Genomic DNA, 18524 nt, shown 5'->3' on the forward strand with positions numbered 1-18524 from the left:
AAGGGGGCCTTTCACGTCTGCTCGCGCAAAGAAGGTGAGTCAGCCGAAACCGTTGAGGATCACGGCATTACACGTGGCGGCGGACTGGCGGACCTTTGCCGCGGCCTGGTAGGCGTCCGAGTGATACCAGTCGCTGGCGGCCTGCACGGATTCGAACTCCAGCAGCACGGTCTGGGTGGTCTCCCACGAGCCCTCGAGCACCGTCGGCTTCTGATCCACGACCAGGATCGTCGCGCCCGCCATCGCCTGACCGGCCAGCTTCCCGTACTCCTTCATCCCCTCGGGATCGGTGATCGTCTCGGTGAGCAGCACATAGCCTTTGGCCATCTGGTCAGTCTCCTTCTCTGGTGTGGATCGCGTTCTCGGGGCAACAATCGATGGCCTCTTCGACGGCGGCCTCGTGCTCGGCGGGAATCTCCCCCGGCGTGGCGACCGCCCAGCCGTCATCGGACAGCTGGAACACCTCGGGGCACAGTGTCAGGCACATACCGTGCCCGGCGCACCGGTCCTCGTCGACGGCGACCCTCATTTGACGTCGAATTCCAGGTGCAGGTGGGTCAGCCCGCGGAGGATGAACGTCGGGATGTAGTGGTAATCCCGATTGCCGGCCGGACCGTGCTTCTCCTCGGAGATGCGGATGTCGGTGGTGCGATCGAGCAACCGCTCCAGCCCGACGCGGGTCTCGGCACGCGCCAGCGGTGCGCCCGGGCAGCTGTGGATACCGCGCCCGAAAGCCAGGTGTTGACGGGCGTTCTTGCGCGCCGGATCGAACTCGTCGGGATTTTCGAAGCGGCGCGGATCGCGGTTGGCCGCACCGTTGACCACCATGACGGTGCGCCCGGACGGTAAGTCCTTGCCACCCACGGTGACCGGGGTGCGCGAGAGCCGGAAGTCACCCTTGACCGGGCTCTCGAAGCGCAACGCCTCCTCGATGAAGTTGGGTAGCAGGCTGCGGTCCTTACGCACCTGCGCCTGGATGTCGGGGTGATCGCCGAGCACCTTCAGTGCCGTGCCGAGCAGCCGGACGGTGGTCTCCTGGCCCGCCGAAAAAACGTTGGTGGCAACGCGTGCGACGTCACCGGGGCTGGGCGTGCTGCCGTCCGGGAACAGCGCGGTGGCCATTCCGGTCATGATGTCCGAACGGGGGTTGGCGCGGCGGTCCTCGATGTACGCCTCGAACTGCTCGTACAGGAATTCCAGCGGGCTGTGCGCCAGGGATTCACTGCTGGTCGAGCCGACGCCGCCACCCGAGTTCTGCGAGATCCCGTCGACGAAGGCGTTGCGGTCCTCCGGTGGGATGCCCAACAGGTCCGCGATCACCAGCAGGGTGAAGGGGCTGGCGAAACCCTTGATGAACTCGCCCTTACCGGGGGCCAGGAAATCGTCGAGCACCTCGTCGGCGAGCTGCCACATGGCGTCCTCGTTCTCCTTGAGGCGCTTGGGCGTGATGAGCCGCATCATCAGCGAGCGGTGATTGGTGTGCACCGGCGGGTCCAGGGTGGGCAGCTGATCGCTGAACGGCAGTTCGTCACGGTGCTTGTCGATCAGTTCGGCGACGTCGTCGCGGCCCTCCAGCGGCACCGGGAATCCGGGGAACGGACCCGTAACCGATGTGCACGACGAGAAGGTCTGTTCGTCGTTGTACACCGAGACGGCCTCTTCCCAGCCGGTCACCATGGTCACGCCGTAGTGGTCCTCGGGCTCGACCGGACACTTGTCACGAAGCGCGTTGAAGTACGGATACGGGTCGTCGACCAGCCGCGGGTCCTTGAACCAGTCGATGCCGGCGGGGTCGATCGCCATGGGTTTCACTCCGTTCCTGGCCGCCATTCACCATCCGATGAGAATGGGCCTCTCGAATACGAGTATCACATTTCCATAGCGCCGCGCCGTCGTCAACGAGGGCAAACGCCTGACCGAGTCGCTCAATCGACACCGGTCGGACCACTACAGAGAACGTGGTTCTCGCAATGTTGAGCGTTCGCTCAACATTGCTACCTCGAGTGCCTATCCTCCGCTGAGGAACAGAATTCGACAAGCATCAGAATTTCGAGGTGGCCACCCGATGACTTCCGACGTCGACCTGCCGGCCGCGACCGCCGGTGAACCCGATCTCGCTCGGCCGTGGGCGCCGCACCGGCGCAAGGCCTATGTCGCTCTCACCGCGATCACCGGGGTCGCCTTCAGCGCAGCCGTCATCGGGGTCGGCACCGGTCTGCTGCCGCCGAGCTTCACCGTCGACGTGGCCGCCAATCTGGCCTTCGGGCTGCCCGTCATCATCCTTCCGCTCGTCTACTTCTGGACCGGACGCGGCGAACACCGTCCACGTCTGGAGCGGGCTTCCGAGCTGACGTTGATCTATCTCCCGTACACCGCGGGTAGCCAACTCGGTTACGAGACCATCTTCCTCATCGGCCACCCACTGAACTGGTGGACGCCGACCTCCGACCCCGGCTGGAAGTGGCTGTGGTGGCAATACGGTCTGGCGGACACCCGCTACACCAGTGGCAACGCCTGGATCTTCGGCCTGGAACTGGTCGGGGTCATCACCGGCACCATGCTCTTCATCGTGTGGCTGCGCCTGCTGCGCGCCGATCTGCCGACCGAGTCACGCATCAAGTGCCTGTGGCTGGGATTCACCGGCTGCGCCATGCTGATCAGCAGCACCGCCGTCTACTTCCTCTCCGAGGTGCGCGCCGGATTCGGCGATATCGGCCAGGGCGGGTTCGGCCTCTGGTTCAAATTCGTCGCCGAGAACGTGCCGTTCATGATCCTGCCGTTCTTCGCGCTGATCGCCATGTACCGCCAGATCGATTACCTCACCCGGCGCGCGGGCATCCCGCCCGGCTGACGCGATCGCTTCAGCGCCGCTGCGGTGACGCTGATTCCCACCGCCGCGGCGAACAACCCCAGGATCAGATGCCGCACCCAGCCCGAGTCGCCGTACGCCCACAGCTGCAGCCCGCCCGCGACGAGCGCCAGCATCCCGAATGCCACGCCTGCCGCTCGTAATGCCACGCCACCAGTGTGCCGCGACAACCTGTTCGGAGTTTTAGTTGGACACTGGTCAGCTTTGCCGCCATCGGTTAACGTGCACCCATGGCGGGAAGTTCGCGGGCCACCAAAGCTGACCGCGGTCAGCGCAGGGCCACCTTTCAGCGCGCCAACTCCCATGAGACCAAACGCATGCTGGTCCAGGCGGCGATGGCGCTGTGGCGCACCAAGGGATACGCGACGACCACCGTCGCCGAGATCTGTGCCGCCGCCGGCGTGTCGAAAGCACTGTTCTACTTCTACTTCCCGCGCAAGGAGGACGTGCTGTCCGAGGTGGGCGTGATGTCCACCCGTTCGGCGCAGCGCATCATCGCCGATCGACTCGACGGCGACTACGACATACCCGCCGTCGTCACCGCCGCCCTGACCGACCTCGAGCGGTCCATGAGTCGCAATCCGGCCGAACTGATCGTCGAGACGATCCTGGAGGGTTACCGGCACGAACACCGCCTGCTGGCGACCGGTGAGACCGCTCCGGACCTGGACGGCGGAATGTTCACCGAACTGTTCGAACGCGCGGTGGCCGACGGGAAGTTGCCCGCCGGCACCGACACCGCCCATCTGGCCTATCTGGCCATGACGATGGTCAGCGAAGGCGCCCGGCACTGGGCCGCCGGGGCGTTCGGCAGCCGATCGTTCGCCGAGGTCGTCGGCGCCGATATCAGCACCCTGATCGCCGGATATCAAAGGAGACCGTGATGGCATGGGATTTCGAGACCGACCCGGAGTTCGCCGAACTCCTGGACTGGGCCGACACCTTCGTGCGCGATGAGGTCGAACCACTGGATCTGATCTGGCCGCACCTGCAGTTCACGCCGTTGGACGACACCCGCCGCGCCGTGATCGATCCCCTCAAGCAGCAGGTCCGTCGAAAAGGGCTGTGGGCCACCCACCTCGGACCTGAACTCGGCGGCCAGGGTTACGGGCAACTCAAACTCGCGTTACTGAACGAAATCCTGGGCCGGTCGCAGTGGGCGCCGATCATCTTCGGCTGTCAGGCCCCCGACACCGGCAACGCCGAGATCATCGCCCATTACGGAACTCCGGAGCAGAAGGAGCGCTATCTGCGCCCACTGCTCGACGGGGAGGTCTTCTCCTGCTATTCGATGACCGAACCGCAGGGCGGTGCCGATCCGACCCAGTTCCGCACCGCGGCGGTGCGCGATGGCGACCACTGGGTGATCAATGGCCACAAGTTCTTCTCGTCCAACGCCGCCACATCCTCGTTCCTGATCGTCATGGTGGTCACCAATCCCGATGTCAGTCCCTATCAAGGCATGTCGATGTTCCTGGTGCCCACCGACACGCCCGGCGTCACCATCGTGCGCAATTCCGGGCTCTATGGCGAAGCCGATGGCGAGGGCTCGCACGCGCTGATCCACTACGACAACGTCCGGGTGCCCGATACCGCGCTGCTCGGTGGGGAGGGGCAGGCATTCGTCATCGCCCAGACCCGGCTCGGCGGGGGCCGCATCCATCATGCGATGCGCACCATCGGGTTGGCGCAGAGGGCCATGGACATGATGTGCGAGCGGGCGCTGTCACGGCACACCGCGGGTAGCCTGCTCGCCGACAAGCAGACCGTCCAGGGCTATATCGCGGATTCCTACGCCCAGCTCAAGCAGTTCCGGCTGATGGTGCTCTACACCGCGTGGGAGATCGACAAGTACAACGACTACAAGAAGGTGCGCAAGGATATCGCCGCGGTGAAGGTCGTCATGCCTACCGTACTGCATGACATCGCCTGGCGGGCAATGCAAGTGCACGGTGCGCTCGGCGTCACCAACGAGATGCCGTTCCTCGGCATGGTGACCGGCGCCGCCGTGATGGGACTGGCCGACGGCCCGACCGAGGTGCACAAGACCACCGTCGCCAAGCAGGTACTGCGCGACTACCGCGGCACCGACGGGCTGTGGCCCTCGGAATGGTTGCCGGGCAAGCGCGATGCCGCGCGGGCCCGCTTCGCCGAATACCTGGAAGCCGAGGTCGGAAACCTGTGAACGCCCCGACTATCGACATCGCCCGCCTTGCGGACTGGATGGACCGGGCAGGGCTTCCGGGCAGAGGCATCCCACTGCAGGCGCGGTTTCTGTCCGGTGGCACGCAGAACGTGATTTACGAACTCACCCGCGGTGAGCACCGCTGCGTCATCCGGATGCCACCGCCGGGGGCGCCGGCCGACCGGGACCGCGGCATCTTGCGCGAGTGGCGCATCATCGAGGCTCTCGACGGCACCGACGTGCCGCACACCGAGGCCGTTGCGGTGTGCGACGACCCGACGGTGCTGGGACGGCCGTTCTACCTGATGGGGTTCGTCGACGGTTGGTCACCGATGGACCGCCACGGCGCGTGGCCCGAGCCGTTCGCCGGCGATCCCGCCACCCGGCCGGCGCTGAGTTATCAACTGGCCGAGGGAATCGCCCTGCTGTCCAGGGTGGACTGGCAGGCACGCGGGCTGGGTGACCTCGGCCGGCCGGACGGCTTCCACGAGCGGCAGGTGGATCGCTGGATCGGGTTCCTGGACCGCATCAAGAACCGCGATCTGCCCGGCCTGGAAGTGGCGACGGCATGGCTGCGGGCACACCGACCACTCGATTTCATTCCTGGCCTCATGCACGGCGACTACCAGTTCGCCAACGTCATGTACCGACACGGCGCGCCCGCGCGGCTGGCGGCGATCGTCGACTGGGAGATGGGCACCGTCGGCGATCCGAAACTCGACCTCGCCTGGATGGTGCAGAGCTGGCCGGCCGACGAGAACGACCGGGCCGCCATGGATTACGTCGACATGCGGGGCGCGCCCACCCGCGATCAGGTGGTCGCGCACTACGCCGAGGTATCCGGCCGTCAGGTCGACGATCTGGACTACTATCTGGTGCTCGCGAAGTGGAAACTGGCGATCGTGCTCGAACAGGGTTATCAACGCGCCGGCACCGATGAGAAGCTGCTGGCGTTCGGCCCGGTGGTCACCGACCTGATGGCCTCGGCGGCCGAACTCGCCGAATCCAGCGACTACCGGTGAGGGCCGCCGTCTGCCCGGATTTCGGCCCACCCGATGTGGTCGAGGTCCGAGAACTCGCGGCGCCCGAACTCGGCGATAATCAGGTGCGCGTCCGCGTAGGAATGGCCGCGGTGAATTTCCCCGACGTGCTGCTGATCGCCGGTCGGTATCAGGTGAAGGTGCCACCACCGTTCGTGCCGGGCAGTGAGTTCGCCGGTGTGGTGACCGAGATCTCGAATGTCCATTCGGGATTCGCCATCGGCGATCGGGTCACCGGCACCGCGATGGTCGGGGCCTTCGCCGAGCAGGTCTGTGTCGAGCCCAGCACGCTGACGCCGATCCCGCCGGGCGTCGACGATCCGACGGCGGCGGCGTCCGGGGTGGCATTCCGGACGGCCTACCACTGCCTGCGCTCGGTCGCCCGCGTCGACGCCGGTGACGAAATCGTGGTGCTGGGCGCCGGCGGCGGCGTGGGCTTGGCGGCGGTCGCCCTCGGCGCGGCGCTGGGCGCCGTCGTCACCGCGGTGGCGTCATCGAAAGAGAAACTCGATACCGCAGCACATCACGGGGCGGCCCGGGTGATCGACCATCGAACCACCGATCTGCGTGCTGCCCTGCGTGAGGGGCTACCCGGTGGCGCCGCCGCGGTCATCGATCCGGTCGGCGGGACGTTGTCCGAACCGGCGTTGCGAGCGCTGCATCGCGGCGGACGCTTCGTCACGGTCGGCTACGCATCGGGCACCATCCCCCGCATCCCGCTGAATCTGGTGCTGGTCAAGGGCATCAGCATCGTCGGCTTCCACTTCCAGGACGTGCCGGCCGACGAGTTCACGCGCAACGAGTCGGAGTTGCGGGCGCTGCTGGCCTCCGGTTCGGTGACCCCACATATCGGTGCCGTCTATCCACTGTCGGACACCGTTGCCGCACTGCGACACGTGGCCGACGGGCGAGCGGTCGGCAAGGTGCTGATCGAGGTTCGGCCGTCGCCGCAGGCGGCTTTACACCCAGCGCAATGATCGTAATGTCCCACCACGCCGGCTCCAGCCTTGACCGGGTTGCTGAAACTCTGCTAGGCAGGTGCCCAGCAGCCCACACTTTGTCAGGAGTCGCATGAGCGCACCAACCGAGGCCGACCTGTATTACGACCCCTACAACGTCGACCTGAACATGAACCCCTATCCGGTGTTCGCCCGAATCCGGGAGGAGGCGCCGCTGTATTACAACGAGCAGCACGACTTCTACGCGCTGAGCCGGTACGACGATGTCAACAAGGGTGTCATCGACCACGAAACCTTCATCTCCGGTCGCGGCGCGCTGCTGGAGCTCATCAAGTCGGGAATCGAAATACCGCCGGGCACTTTGATCTTCGAGGATCCACCGATCCACAACATCCACCGCAACCTGCTGTCGCGGATGTTCACCCCGCGCAAGGTGCTGGCTCTGGAACCGCAGATCCGGGAGTTCACCACCCGCTGTCTGGATCAGGTCACCGGTGACCGTTTCGATTTCGTGAACGATCTGGGCGAACAGATGCCGATGCGCGTCATCGGCATGCTGCTCGGCATCCCCGAGGATCGGCAGCGCCAGATCACCGACCACGGCGAGGAGACCCTGCAGGGCAAGACGGTCGATTCTCTGGCCACCGGTGAGGTTTTCGCCGAGTTCCTCGACTGGCGAGCCGAGCATCCCTCCGATGACATCATGACCGATCTGCTGAACGTCGAGTTCGAGGACGAGACCGGCACGGTGCGCAAACTCGGCCGCGACGAATTGCTGCTGTATCTGACCGTCATCGCCACGGCCGGTTCCGAAACCACCACCCGGATGCTCGGCTGGGCAGGCAAGACGCTGGCCGACCATCCCGATCAGCGTCGGGACCTGGTCGCCGATCCCGCGCTGATCCCGCAGGCGATCGAGGAGATCCTGCGCTGGGAGCCGCCGGCCCTGCAGATCGCGCGCTATGTCACCCGCGATGTCGCGTATTACGGCCGAACCGTGCCCGAGGGCTCGGCCATGCTCATGCTCGTCGGTGCCGCCAACCGCGACCACCGTCGTTTCGCGCCCGACGGGGACGTCTTCGACATCCATCGAGAACCGAAGTCGCACATGACCTTCGGCGCCGGAACCCACTTCTGCATGGGTAACGCATTGGCACGCCTGGAGGGGCGGGTCGCCCTGGAGGAGATCCTGAAACGGTTCCCGGAGTGGGAGGTGGACTGGGACGGCGCCGTGGCCTCGGAGACCGCGGCGGTACGCGGATGGTCGGCGATGCCGACCATCGTGGCTACCGGCTAGCTGGCCGGCACCAGGTCGGCGGCCACCGACGGACAGGACATCACACCGCAGCGGAACACCTCGGTGCGCTGCACGGTGGCGGCGTCGCCGGCGGCCGCCATCGCCTGGGCCTTGAACGCACGGGCGGCGGCACTGAGTTCGTGCTGGACGCAATCGACGGTGCTGTCGAGTTCCTGGGGCCAGCTCTCACCCCACAGGGTCACCTCGGTCAACCCCTGATCGAGAGCGCCGAGGACACCTTCACGCACGCGGGCATCGCTGACGAACAGGTCGGCGGCCACCGCCACGGTCTGCGGATGCGGCCGTTCCTCCCACGACTGCATGGCCGCCTCCAGATCACCGATCTCGACGCCGAGGATCTGCAACGGGCGGATATCGCCGTCGCCGTCGCCGGAGATCAGAACGGTGACATCCCACCCCGCCATCACGCGGTCGACGAGCCAACCGCCGGCGTTGCGGACCACCTCGGCCACGCTGGGTGCCACCACGTCGAGTCGGTACCTCATAGCGAACTCCTGTCCGAAATCGTTGCCGTCAGTGGGGCGAAGTCGCGAGCCAGTGCCTCGGTGTACCCCTTGAACACGGCGGCGAGCGGAATCGAAGGATCGAGTAGCCATGCGGTCTCCATTCCATTGACGAAAGCGAGGATTTCCACGGCCTTGGCGGCCGGGTCGAGGTCTGAGCGGTATCGGCCGTCGTCCTGCCCGCGCCGGATGGCATCGGCGACGATCGCGACGGCGGCTTGCTGGCGGGCGACCAGCCGATCGTGCAGCGGTGCGTCGGGCTGGATGTTCTCCACCAGCAGCACGGTGAAGGTCCCCACCAGTGCCGGTGCGCGGGTGAACCGTTCGGCGACCCGACCGATGTTGGCGACCAGGTCGCCCCCGCGGTCGGCGTGGGTGTCATCGTCGAAATCACGGGCGTCCAGCACCGCGTGCAGCAGCGCTTCCTTCGATTCGAAATGGTGCAGCAGGCCGGCGGCGCTCACACCCGCTTCGCGCGCGATCTGCGCCAGCGAGGTGTTGCGCCAGCCATTGCGTGCCAGCAGGGTCTCCGCAGCAGCGAGAATGCGCTGCTTGCGGTCCTCGCCCTTGGCGAGCAGCGACTCATAGGGCCTGGGCCCGGGCGCTGCAGAAATGGCCGACACGGATCTCCCTCGTCGTCGCGAACCAACCAACTGAACACACAGTAGGTTGGTTGAGCGGCTGTGACAAGGGTCTCACTTAACAATTTTTTCGACAGGTGTCACGGTCGCAGCGGCGCTCAACCGATGACCAGCGACGTTACAGTTCGGACCCGATCTGTCTACAAGCCGAGATCCTTGGCGATCATCACCTTCATGACCTCACTGGTGCCGGCGTAGATGCGTGCCACCCGTGCATCGGTGTACAACCGGGCGATCGGGTACTCCATCATGTAGCCGTAGCCGCCGAACAGTTGCAGGCAGCGATCGATCACCCGGGCCTGCATCTCGGTGCAGAACAACTTGGTTCGCGCCGCATCGGACGGGGACAGTTCGCCGTCGACATGAAGCTGGATCGCCCGGTCGAGCATGGCTTGGGCGGCCTCGACCTCGGTGGAGCAGGCGGCGAGCTCGAACTTGGTGTTCTGGAACGACGCGACCGGTGTGCCGAACGCCTTCCGGTCCCTGGTGTAGTCGATCGCCGCGGCGATCGCCGAGCGCGCCTGCGCCACCGAACCGACCGCCACCGTCAGACGTTCCTGCGGCAGGTTGTGTCCGAGGTAGCCGAACGCCTCACCCACCTCGCCGAGCACATTGGTCGCGGGCACCCGCACGTCGACGAACGAGAGCTCCGCGGTGTCCTGCACCTTGCAACCCATCTTCTCCAGCTCCCGGCCCCGGGTGAACCCGGGCATGCCGTCCTCCACGACCAGCAGGGTCAGGCCCTTGCGGCGGTTGTCCTGGTCGGTGGAGGTGCGGGCGACGACGATGACGAGGTCGGCCTGCATACCGCCGGTGATGAACGTCTTGGCGCCGTTGACAATCCAATCATCACCATCGCGCACGGCGGTGGTGCGCATGCCCGCCAGGTCGGATCCGGTGCCGGGTTCGGTCATCGCCACGGCGGTCAGCAGCGTGCCCTCGGCCAGCCCCGGGAACCACCGCTTGCGCTGCTCTTCGTTCGCGTAGTGCAGGAAATACGGCAGGATCACCTCCAGCTGCGTGCGCACGGTCGACAGTGTCACCAGCGCGCGCGCCGCCTCCTCCTGCAGCACCACGTTGTAGCGGTAATCCGGTGCACCCCCACCGCCGAATTCCTCGGGAATGGCCATGCCCAGCATGCCCAGCGACCCCATCTTCGCGAAGACCGCACGGGGCATCCGGCCGCCCTTCTCCCACTCGGGATAGGCAGGCACCACTTCCTTCTCGACGAAATCACGGGCCAGTTCGCGGAACGCCTCGTGGTCTTCGGTGAACAGATTGCGTTGCACTTCCAGGAGTTCCTTTCGCTCAGGAGACGAGCTCGACCAGCGTGGCGTTGGCGGTACCGCCGCCCTCACACATCGTCTGCAGCCCGTACCGAATGCCGTTGTCGCGCATGTGATGGATCATCCGGGTCATCAGCACCGCACCGGATGCCCCGAGCGGATGCCCGAGTGCGATCGCCCCGCCCAGCGGATTCAGCCTGGCCTCGTCCACGCCGGTCTCGGCGAGCCACGCCAGCGGAACCGGCGCGAAGGCCTCGTTGACCTCGAACACGCCGACCTCGTCGATCCCGACACCGGCCTTGTGCAGTACCTTCTCCGTCGCCGGGATGGGGCCGGTCAGCATCAGCACCGGATCTGCACCGGTGACCGCGCCCGCGCGGTAACGCACAAGCGGGGTCAGGCCGAGGTTGAGCGCCTGATCGGCCGACATCACCAGCAGCGCCGCGGCACCGTCGGAGATCTGCGAGGAGTTCCCGGCGTGGATGACGCCGTCCTCGGTGAACGCCGGTTTGAGACCGGCCAATTTCTCGACGGTGGTGCCGCGGCGGATTCCCTCGTCATCCGTGACGACGTCGGATTCGGTGAACACCGGCACGATCTGGTCGGTGAAGGCGCCGGCGTCCTGCGCGGCGGCGGCCCGCTCGTGCGACTGTGCCGAGTACTCGTCACACCGGGTCCGGGACAGATCCCATTTCTGGCAGATCATCTCGGCCGAGATGCCTTGATTGAACGAGAAATCGTCATAGCGGGCAAGCACTTTCGGTCCGTACGGCTGCCCGGTGGCGCGTGCCGAGCCCAGCGGGACCCGGCTCATCACCTCCACACCCCCGGCCACCACCACGTCCTGCTGGCCCGACATGACGGCCTGGACAGCGAAATCCAGTGCCTGCTGGCTGGATCCGCAGGCCCGGTTGACCGTGGTTCCAGGGATGCTCTCGGGCCAGCCGGCCGCCAGCACCGCGTAACGGCCGATATTGCTGGACTGATCGCCCACCTGGGATACACAGCCCCACACCACATCGTCGATCAGCGACGGGTCCACCCCGGTGCGTTCGGACAGCTCGTTGAGCACCAGGGCGGACAGGTCGGCGGCATGCTGATCGGACAGTGCGCCGTTACGTTTCCCGACCGGGGTGCGCACGGCTCCGACGATGACGGTCTCACGCATGAGTTACTCCTTCGTACCGGCGGGCGGTACCGCCCAGCTTCCTGTGAATGACGGGTCACGTTTCGCGGCGAACGCCGCGTACGCCTCCCCCGAGTCTGCTGTGGCGAAATTGCCGGGCTGAGCACGTGCCTCATTGGCCAGCGCCTCGGCGAAGGTGGCGGCGGTGCCGTCGTTGAGCAACGCCTTGCTCTGTGCCAGCGCGAACGGTGGCCCATCGGCCAGTCGCCGCGCCAACGCATCGACGAACTCGTCGATCTCACCGGCCTCGCGCACCCAGGTGACCAGTCCGAGCTCGTGCGCCTCGGCGGCATCGATCATGTCGGCCAGCAGCACCAGCCGTTTGGCCTGCTGCAGGCCGACAAGTTTCGGCAGCAGCCAGGAGCCGCCCAGATCCACCGACAGTCCGCGCTTGGCGAAGATCTGGCTGAACCTGGACTCCGGGGTGGCGACCACCAGATCGCAGCCCAGAGCCAGATTCCAGCCGGCTCCGACCGCGACACCGGTGATCTTGGCGATGGTCGGCACCGTCAGATTGTGCAGTGCCAGCGCGACATCGGTGAGCCGCTGCAGTTTCCGGCGCGGGTGCACGTTTTCACCGGTGCCGATATCGGCGCCCGAGCAGAACGATCCGCCGGCACCGGTGAGGACGACCGCGCGTACCGCATCATCGGTGTCGGCGGCACGCAGCGCGGCAGCCAACGCGTGCCAGAGTTCGACGTCGATGGCATTCTTGCGCTGCGGCCGGTTCAGGGTGAGTGTGCGCACGCCGTCGCGGTCGTCCACCAACAGTGATGTCATGAGAACGCCGGGCCGATCGCGCCTGCCGAACGCAACTCGTCGACATCGGCTGCGCTGTAACCGAGTTCGCCGAGCACCATATCGGTGTGCTCACCGAGGCCCGGTACCGCGCCCATGCCCAACTCCAGGCCGCTGATCACCGGCGGCGGCAGCAGGGCGGCGATCTCCCCCTGTGGCGTGCCGACCTGGCGCCAGCGGTCGCGCGCCTGCAGATGCGGATGCGCGATGACCTCGCTGGGCTTGTTGTACCGGGAGTTGCCGATGCCCGCCGCGTCGGCAGTCCGCTGGATATCGGCCAGATCATGGTGTGCACACCAGGATTCGATGGCGGCGTTGAGCTCGTCGCGGTGCGCGCAGCGCTGCGGGTTGGTGGCGAAGCGGGCATCGTCGGCCAGGTCCGGCCGGTCGATGATCTCACGGGCCAGGCGCTTCCATTCCCGGTCGTTGGTGGTGCCGAGCACGACCGTCTGCCCGTCGCGGGTGGGGAATGCTCCGTAGGGCGCGACCGCCGGTGAGCTCATTCCCAGGGGTTCCTGGTCGATCCCGGAGTGCTGGGTGTAGGTCAACTGGTAGCCCATGATGTCGGTCATGGTGTCGAACAGGCTGACCGCCACCGATGGCGCCGCATCGGTGGCATCCGAGCGGGCCCGGCCGAGCAGCAGCGCCATGATCGACAGCGCCGAGTACAGGCCGGTGGTGATATCGGCGACCGGCGCGCCGGGTTTGGCGGGCATCCCGGGATATCCGGTCGCGGCGCACGAACCCGATTCGGCCTGCACCAGCAGGTCGTAGGCGCGCTTGGCCGACAGCGGGCCGCCCGGGCCGTAGCCGTCGATCTCGACGGGTATCACCTGCGGATGGCGCTGCCGCAGATCGTCCGGCCCCAGCCCCAGCCGCGCCGTCGCCCCCGGGGCCAGATTGGAGACGAACGCGTCGGCACCGTCGAGCAGGCGGTGCAACACCGCCATACCGTCGGGCGACTTCAGGTTCAGCGTCACCGACTCCTTGCCGCGGTTGGCCCAGACGAAGTGCGCGGCCATCCCGTTGACCACATCGTCGTAGTCGCGGGCGAAGTCCCCGCCGTTGGGGTTCTCGATCTTGATCACCCGGGCGCCGAAGTCGGCGAGCACCCTGGTGCACATCGGCGCGGACACCGCCTGCTCCATGGCGATGACGGTGATCCCGTTAAGCGGTGCGCTCACACTGCCACATAACCATGCCGCCGACGATCCGCGGGAAGGGACCCATCAGTAGCTCTTGGGCAGGCCGAGGACGTTGGCGCCCAGGAAGTTCAGGATCATCTCCTGGCTGACCGGAGCGATCTTCATCAGCCGTGACTCGCGGAAGAACCGGGAGATGTTGTACTCCTCGGAATAGCCCATCCCGCCGTGGGTCTGCAGCGCCCGGTCGGCCGCATCGAAGCCGGCGTCGGCGCACAGATACTTGGCCATGTTGGCCTCGCGTCCACAGGATTTGCCGTTGTCATAGAGCCAGGTGGCCTTGCGCAGGATCAGCTCGGCGGCGTCGAGGCGGGCCAGCGAGTCGGCCAGCGGGAACTGGATGCCCTGGTTCATCCCGATCGGACGGTCGAACACGACCCGCTCATTGGCGTACTTCACCGCACGGTCCAGGGCGACCCGGCCGATACCCAACGCCTCGGCGGCGATCAGCATCCGCTCGGGATTCAGCCCGTGCAGGATGTAGGAGAATCCCTTGCCCTCCTCACCGATGCGGTGCGCCGCCGGAATCCGCAGGTCGTCGATGAACACCTCATTGGAGGACACCGCGTTGCGGCCCATCTTCTTGATCGGGCGGATGTCGACGTGGTCACGGTCGATATCGGTCAGGAACAGGGTGAGGCCGTCGGTGGGTTTGGCCGCCTCGTCGCGCGGGGTCGTGCGGGTCAGCAACAGGATCTTCTCCGACTCCAGCGCCTTGGAGATCCACACCTTGCGTCCGTTGACGATGTAGTCACCGGTCGAGTCACTGCCACTGCGTTTGGCGAACGTGGTGATGCGCGAGGTATCCAGTCCGGCACCGGGTTCGGTGACCCCGAAGCAGACGTGCAGGTCACCGTCGACGATGCGCGGTAGCGTCTCGGCCTTCATCTCGTCGGAGCCGAAGACCACCACCGGCTGCATGCCGAAGATGGACATGTGGATGGAGCTGGCGGCATTCATGCCGCCGCCCGAGCGGGCCACCTCCTCGGCCAGGATGGTCGCCTCGGTGATGCCCAGACCGTGCCCGCCGTACTGTTCGGGGATCGTCATCCCCAGCCAGCCGCCGGCAGCGATGGCCTCGTAGAACTCCGTCGGGAACTCGTGGGCCTGGTCCTTCTCCATCCAGTAGTGGTCGTCGAACTTTGCCGACAGTTCGGCCACCGACTTGCGGATCAGCTGCTGATCCTCGGTCAGTTCGAAGTTCATTCCGGACACGGGCACTCCTCAGCTCACATGGTCACGCACCGGCGCACCACTGCGCGCGCCGGTGCCCTCCTCGAAATCGGGGCTAGTCCTTGACGCCGGTGACGGCCCGCGCGTTGGCGGTGAAATCGGCGACGCTGGACCCACCCCGCTTTTCGTGATTGCTCAGCGCCTGGATCGAGACATCGTGCCCCTCAGCCTGTTTGCGCAGTGAGCCGACGGTGGCCTGCTCGCGCGGGATGTGGGTGAAGGGTTCGAAGTGGTACAGCCGCATCGCGTTCTCGTGGGTGATCTTGTTGATCTCGTCGTCGGGCACGTCGTAGGTGTCGAAGACGGCGTGCAGTTCCTCGGGCGCCCCGGGCCACATCGAGTCCGAGTGCGGGTAGTCCATCTCCCAGCAGATGTTGTCCACGCCGATCATGTGCCGGTTCTTCACCCCGACCGGGTCGGAGATGAAACAGGTCATGAAGTGCTCGCGGAACACCTCCGAGGGCAGCTTGCCGCCGAAGTCCTGGTGCGTCCAGGTCGAGTGCATCTCATAGGTGCGGTCCACCCGGTCCAGGAAGTACGGGATCCACCCGGTGCCACCCTCACTCAGTGCGATCTTCAGATCCGGGTAGGCCTTGATGGGCGCCGACCACAGCAGGTCCGCGGCGGCCTGGACGATGTTCATCGGCTGCAGGGTGATCATCACGTCCATCGGTGCGTCCGGGGCGGTGATCGCGAGCCGGCCCGAGGATCCGATGTGCACGTTCATCACGGTGTCGGTGTCGACCAGCGCATCCCACAACGGCTTCCAGTACTCCAGATCGTGGAAGCTCGGATAACCGAGCGCCGCCGGATTCTCGGTGAAGGTCAGCGAGTGCACGCCCTTCTCGGAGACCCGGCGGACCTCCTGGGCGCACAACTGCGGGTCCCAGATCGCCGGGATGGCCATCGGGATGAACCGCCCCGGGTGCGAACCGCACCACTCATCGATGTGCCAATCGTTGTAGGCCTGAACGAGCGCCAGCGAGAAGTCGGCGTCCTCGGTGGCGAACAGCCGCGCCGCGAACCCCGGGAAGGACGGGAAGTTCATCGTGGCCAGCACCCCGCCGGCGTTCATGTCCTTGACGCGTTCGGCGGCGTCGTAGCAACCCTTGCGGATCTCGTCGAGCCCCTGGGGCTCCAGGCCGTACTCCTCCTTCGGCCGGCCGGCGACGGCGTTGAGTGCGACGTTCGGGATCACGGTGTCGCGGAACTGCCAGGTGTCCGAGCCGTCGGGGTTGTGCACCAACCGCGGCGCCTCGTCCCGGTATTTCTCGGGCAGGTGGTTGGCGAACATGTCCGGCGGTTCGATGATGTGGTCGTCCACGCTGATCAGAATCATGTCGTCGATATGCACGGCTGGTCCCTTTCGCCGATCGCCGATCTGGGGTTCTCTAACAATGCAAACTAACTTCTCGCGCGACGAGAATCAACGTCCGCAAGCCGTCCGAGCGCCCCTGACCGCGCTGTTTTGCCCGACACCCGCGCCAATTGGGCCACGTCGCCGGGCCTGCACTATTGACCTTACGACGCGAGAGTGGAAATCTGTTAGTCAGATATGAGAATATGATTCTCGTACCGGAGAAGACGACCTCGGCGCACGGCCGGATTCGTCCCCACCACATCGCACACAGGAGAGGTACACCGTGGCATTTTTCCCGAAACCGGCTGCCGGCAGCTGGACCGAGAACTGGCCCGAGCTCGGGACCGCCCCGGTCAACTACGAGGACTCGATCGACCCGGAGCACTGGAAGCTCGAGCAGCAGGCCATCTTCCGTAAGACCTGGTTGCAGATGGGTCGGGTGGAGCTGGTGCCCAAGAAGGGCCGCTACATCACCCGCGAACTGCCGTCGGTCGGGCCGGGCACGTCGATCGTCATCGTCAACGACGGTGAGCAGATCCGCGCCTTCTACAACCTGTGCCGCCACCGCGGCAACAAGCTGGTGTGGAACGACTATCCGGGCGAAGAGGTCTCGGGCAGCTGCCGCCAGTTCGTCTGCAAGTACCACGCCTGGCGTTACGACCTCAAGGGCGATCTCACCTTCGTCCAGCAGGAGCAGGAGTTCTTCGACCTCGACAAGGCCGACTACCCGCTCAAGCCGGTGCGCTGCGAGGTGTGGGAGGGCTTCATCTTCGTCAACTTCGACGACGACGCGGTCTCGCTTGAGGAGTACCTCGGAGAATTCGGTCAGGGCCTGAAGGGCTATCCGTTCCACGAGATGACCGAGCACTACAGCTACCGCTCGGAGATCAAGGCGAACTGGAAGCTGTTCATCGACGCGTTCGTCGAGTTCTACCACGCTCCGATCCTGCACATGAAGCAGGCGGAGAAGGAGGAGGCCGAGAAGCTGGCCAAGTTCGGCTTCGAGGCACTGCACTACGACATCAAGGGTGACCATTCGATGATCTCGTCCTGGGGTGGCATGAGCCCGCCGAAGGACCTGAAGATGGTCAAGCCCATCGAGCGGATCCTGCACAGTGGTCTGTTCGGGCCGTGGGACCGTCCCGACATCGAGGGCATTCTGCCCGACGAACTGCCGCCGGCCATCAATCCCGGCCGCCACAAGACCTGGGGCCAGGACTCTTTCGAGTTCTTCCCGAACTTCACCCTGCTGTTCTGGGTGCCGGGCTGGTATCTCACCTACAACTACTGGCCCACCGGGGTGGACACCCACATCTTCGAGGCCGACCTGTACTTCGTGCCGCCGAAGAACCTGCGCGAGCGTCTCTCACAGGAGCTCGCCGCGGTGACGTTCAAGGAGTACGCCTTCCAGGACGCCAACACCCTGGAGGCCACCCAGACCCAGATCGGCACCCGCGCCGTGCTCGACTTCCCGCTGTGCGACCAGGAGATCCTGCTGCGCCACCTGCACCACACCGCGCACAAGTATGTCGACCGGTACAAGGAAGCCATGGCGGCCAAGAACGGCTCGACGAACGGTTCAGCACTCAAGACGACCGAGAAGGATCCCGCAAATGTCTAAGCTGCCCGACGAATTCGCCGACCTGGAGCAGTTCAGCGACTGGTGTCTGCCCACCGAGGAGGAGCGCTACCAGAAGCGGCTGAACTCCACGATGGACGAGATGCAGGAGCTCTACGATGCCGGGATGGCCCGCCTGGAGGACATCATGGTCTACGTCGACGCGCGGTTCCCGCTGGCGAGCATGCCCGATGACGCCAAGGCGCTGGTGCACCTGGGCCAGTCGATCGTGATGGTGAGCTTTCCCATCGAGGTGTGGAAGCAGCCCCGCGTCCTCGACAGCGGTGCGGCCTATATCAACCTCATCAAGGAGCCGGTGGTCTAGT

The 18524-nt window shown here is 65.8% G+C and carries 20 protein-coding genes; 8 read left to right on the plus strand and 12 right to left on the minus strand.

Annotated features, from left to right (window positions below; translation table 11 throughout):
- Nucleotides 1-39: 39 nt before the first annotated feature.
- Genes ACWDUN_RS15640 through ACWDUN_RS15650 form a run of 3 tightly spaced genes read right to left on the minus strand, consistent with a single transcriptional unit; the run spans nucleotide 40 to nucleotide 1803 of the window.
- Complete coding sequence (locus tag ACWDUN_RS15640; RefSeq protein WP_449930116.1) at nucleotides 40-327, minus strand: DUF1330 domain-containing protein; 288 nt, start codon at nucleotides 325-327, stop codon at nucleotides 40-42.
- Between the two features lie 4 nt (nucleotides 328-331).
- Nucleotides 332-529, minus strand: a complete 198-nt coding sequence (locus ACWDUN_RS15645; protein WP_449930118.1) for a ferredoxin — start codon at nucleotides 527-529, stop codon at nucleotides 332-334.
- The gene (locus ACWDUN_RS15650; RefSeq protein WP_449930120.1) at nucleotides 526-1803 is read right to left on the minus strand and encodes a cytochrome P450; all 1278 of its coding nucleotides are present in this window, start codon (nucleotides 1801-1803) and stop codon (nucleotides 526-528) included. Before ACWDUN_RS15650 ends, ACWDUN_RS15645 begins: the two co-directional genes overlap by 4 nt.
- A gap of 262 nt (nucleotides 1804-2065) precedes the next feature.
- On the opposite strand from ACWDUN_RS15650, the gene ACWDUN_RS15655 reads away from it, so the two are divergent.
- Nucleotides 2066-2851, plus strand: a complete 786-nt coding sequence (locus ACWDUN_RS15655; protein WP_449930122.1) for an emopamil-binding protein — start codon at nucleotides 2066-2068, stop codon at nucleotides 2849-2851.
- On the opposite strand, the gene ACWDUN_RS15660 is transcribed toward ACWDUN_RS15655, so the two are convergent.
- A complete protein-coding gene (locus tag ACWDUN_RS15660; RefSeq protein WP_449930124.1) occupies nucleotides 2815-3018 on the minus strand; it encodes a hypothetical protein in 204 nt (67 codons plus the stop codon). The two genes, ACWDUN_RS15655 and ACWDUN_RS15660, sit on opposite strands and share 37 nt — an antisense overlap.
- Nucleotides 3019-3099: 81 nt before the next feature.
- On the opposite strand from ACWDUN_RS15660, the gene ACWDUN_RS15665 reads away from it, so the two are divergent.
- From ACWDUN_RS15665 to ACWDUN_RS15685, 5 genes are all read left to right on the plus strand, one after another.
- Entirely contained in the window at nucleotides 3100-3753 is a 654-nt protein-coding gene (locus ACWDUN_RS15665) for a TetR/AcrR family transcriptional regulator (protein ID WP_449930126.1), read from the plus strand.
- Nucleotides 3753-5054 (plus strand): acyl-CoA dehydrogenase family protein, encoded by a 1302-nt coding sequence (locus tag ACWDUN_RS15670; protein ID WP_449930128.1) that lies wholly within the window; start codon nucleotides 3753-3755, stop codon nucleotides 5052-5054. Before ACWDUN_RS15665 ends, ACWDUN_RS15670 begins: the two co-directional genes overlap by 1 nt.
- Before the next feature lie 38 nt (nucleotides 5055-5092).
- Nucleotides 5093-6076 (plus strand): phosphotransferase family protein, encoded by a 984-nt coding sequence (locus ACWDUN_RS15675; protein WP_449930195.1) that lies wholly within the window; start codon nucleotides 5093-5095, stop codon nucleotides 6074-6076.
- Entirely contained in the window at nucleotides 6073-7071 is a 999-nt protein-coding gene (locus tag ACWDUN_RS15680) for an NADPH:quinone oxidoreductase family protein (RefSeq protein ID WP_449930129.1), read from the plus strand. The genes ACWDUN_RS15675 and ACWDUN_RS15680 overlap by 4 nt, the downstream gene beginning before the upstream one ends.
- 94 nt (nucleotides 7072-7165) lie before the next feature.
- Nucleotides 7166-8350, plus strand: coding sequence for a cytochrome P450 (locus tag ACWDUN_RS15685; RefSeq protein WP_449930131.1), 1185 nt, complete (start codon nucleotides 7166-7168; stop codon nucleotides 8348-8350).
- Here the strand turns inward: ACWDUN_RS15685 and ACWDUN_RS15690 are convergent.
- The 8 genes from ACWDUN_RS15690 to ACWDUN_RS15725 form a co-directional block, all read right to left on the minus strand.
- The gene (locus tag ACWDUN_RS15690) at nucleotides 8347-8856 is read right to left on the minus strand and encodes a hypothetical protein (protein ID WP_449930133.1); all 510 of its coding nucleotides are present in this window, start codon (nucleotides 8854-8856) and stop codon (nucleotides 8347-8349) included. The two genes, ACWDUN_RS15685 and ACWDUN_RS15690, sit on opposite strands and share 4 nt — an antisense overlap.
- Nucleotides 8853-9488 (minus strand): TetR/AcrR family transcriptional regulator, encoded by a 636-nt coding sequence (locus ACWDUN_RS15695; protein WP_449930197.1) that lies wholly within the window; start codon nucleotides 9486-9488, stop codon nucleotides 8853-8855. Before ACWDUN_RS15695 ends, ACWDUN_RS15690 begins: the two co-directional genes overlap by 4 nt.
- A gap of 167 nt (nucleotides 9489-9655) precedes the next feature.
- Nucleotides 9656-10804: an acyl-CoA dehydrogenase family protein gene (locus tag ACWDUN_RS15700; RefSeq protein ID WP_449930135.1), complete on the minus strand. Its 1149-nt coding sequence runs from the start codon at nucleotides 10802-10804 to the stop codon at nucleotides 9656-9658.
- A gap of 19 nt (nucleotides 10805-10823) precedes the next feature.
- Nucleotides 10824-11969, minus strand: coding sequence for a thiolase family protein (locus tag ACWDUN_RS15705; protein WP_449930137.1), 1146 nt, complete (start codon nucleotides 11967-11969; stop codon nucleotides 10824-10826).
- Between the two features lie 3 nt (nucleotides 11970-11972).
- Nucleotides 11973-12767: an enoyl-CoA hydratase/isomerase family protein gene (locus ACWDUN_RS15710; protein WP_449930139.1), complete on the minus strand. Its 795-nt coding sequence runs from the start codon at nucleotides 12765-12767 to the stop codon at nucleotides 11973-11975.
- Nucleotides 12764-13969, minus strand: coding sequence for a CaiB/BaiF CoA transferase family protein (locus tag ACWDUN_RS15715; RefSeq protein ID WP_449930141.1), 1206 nt, complete (start codon nucleotides 13967-13969; stop codon nucleotides 12764-12766). Before ACWDUN_RS15715 ends, ACWDUN_RS15710 begins: the two co-directional genes overlap by 4 nt.
- 45 nt (nucleotides 13970-14014) lie before the next feature.
- A complete protein-coding gene (locus tag ACWDUN_RS15720; RefSeq protein WP_449930199.1) occupies nucleotides 14015-15193 on the minus strand; it encodes an acyl-CoA dehydrogenase family protein in 1179 nt (392 codons plus the stop codon).
- A gap of 82 nt (nucleotides 15194-15275) precedes the next feature.
- A complete protein-coding gene (locus ACWDUN_RS15725) occupies nucleotides 15276-16574 on the minus strand; it encodes an amidohydrolase family protein (protein WP_449930143.1) in 1299 nt (432 codons plus the stop codon).
- Between the two features lie 289 nt (nucleotides 16575-16863).
- Between ACWDUN_RS15725 and ACWDUN_RS15730 the strand changes: the two genes are divergently transcribed.
- Nucleotides 16864-18201: an aromatic ring-hydroxylating oxygenase subunit alpha gene (locus ACWDUN_RS15730; RefSeq protein ID WP_449930145.1), complete on the plus strand. Its 1338-nt coding sequence runs from the start codon at nucleotides 16864-16866 to the stop codon at nucleotides 18199-18201.
- Nucleotides 18194-18523, plus strand: coding sequence for a hypothetical protein (locus ACWDUN_RS15735; protein ID WP_449930147.1), 330 nt, complete (start codon nucleotides 18194-18196; stop codon nucleotides 18521-18523). The genes ACWDUN_RS15730 and ACWDUN_RS15735 overlap by 8 nt, the downstream gene beginning before the upstream one ends.
- The last annotated feature ends 1 nt before the right edge of the window (nucleotide 18524 follow it).

It is taken from the genome of Mycobacterium sp. NPDC003323 (assembly GCF_053589535.1).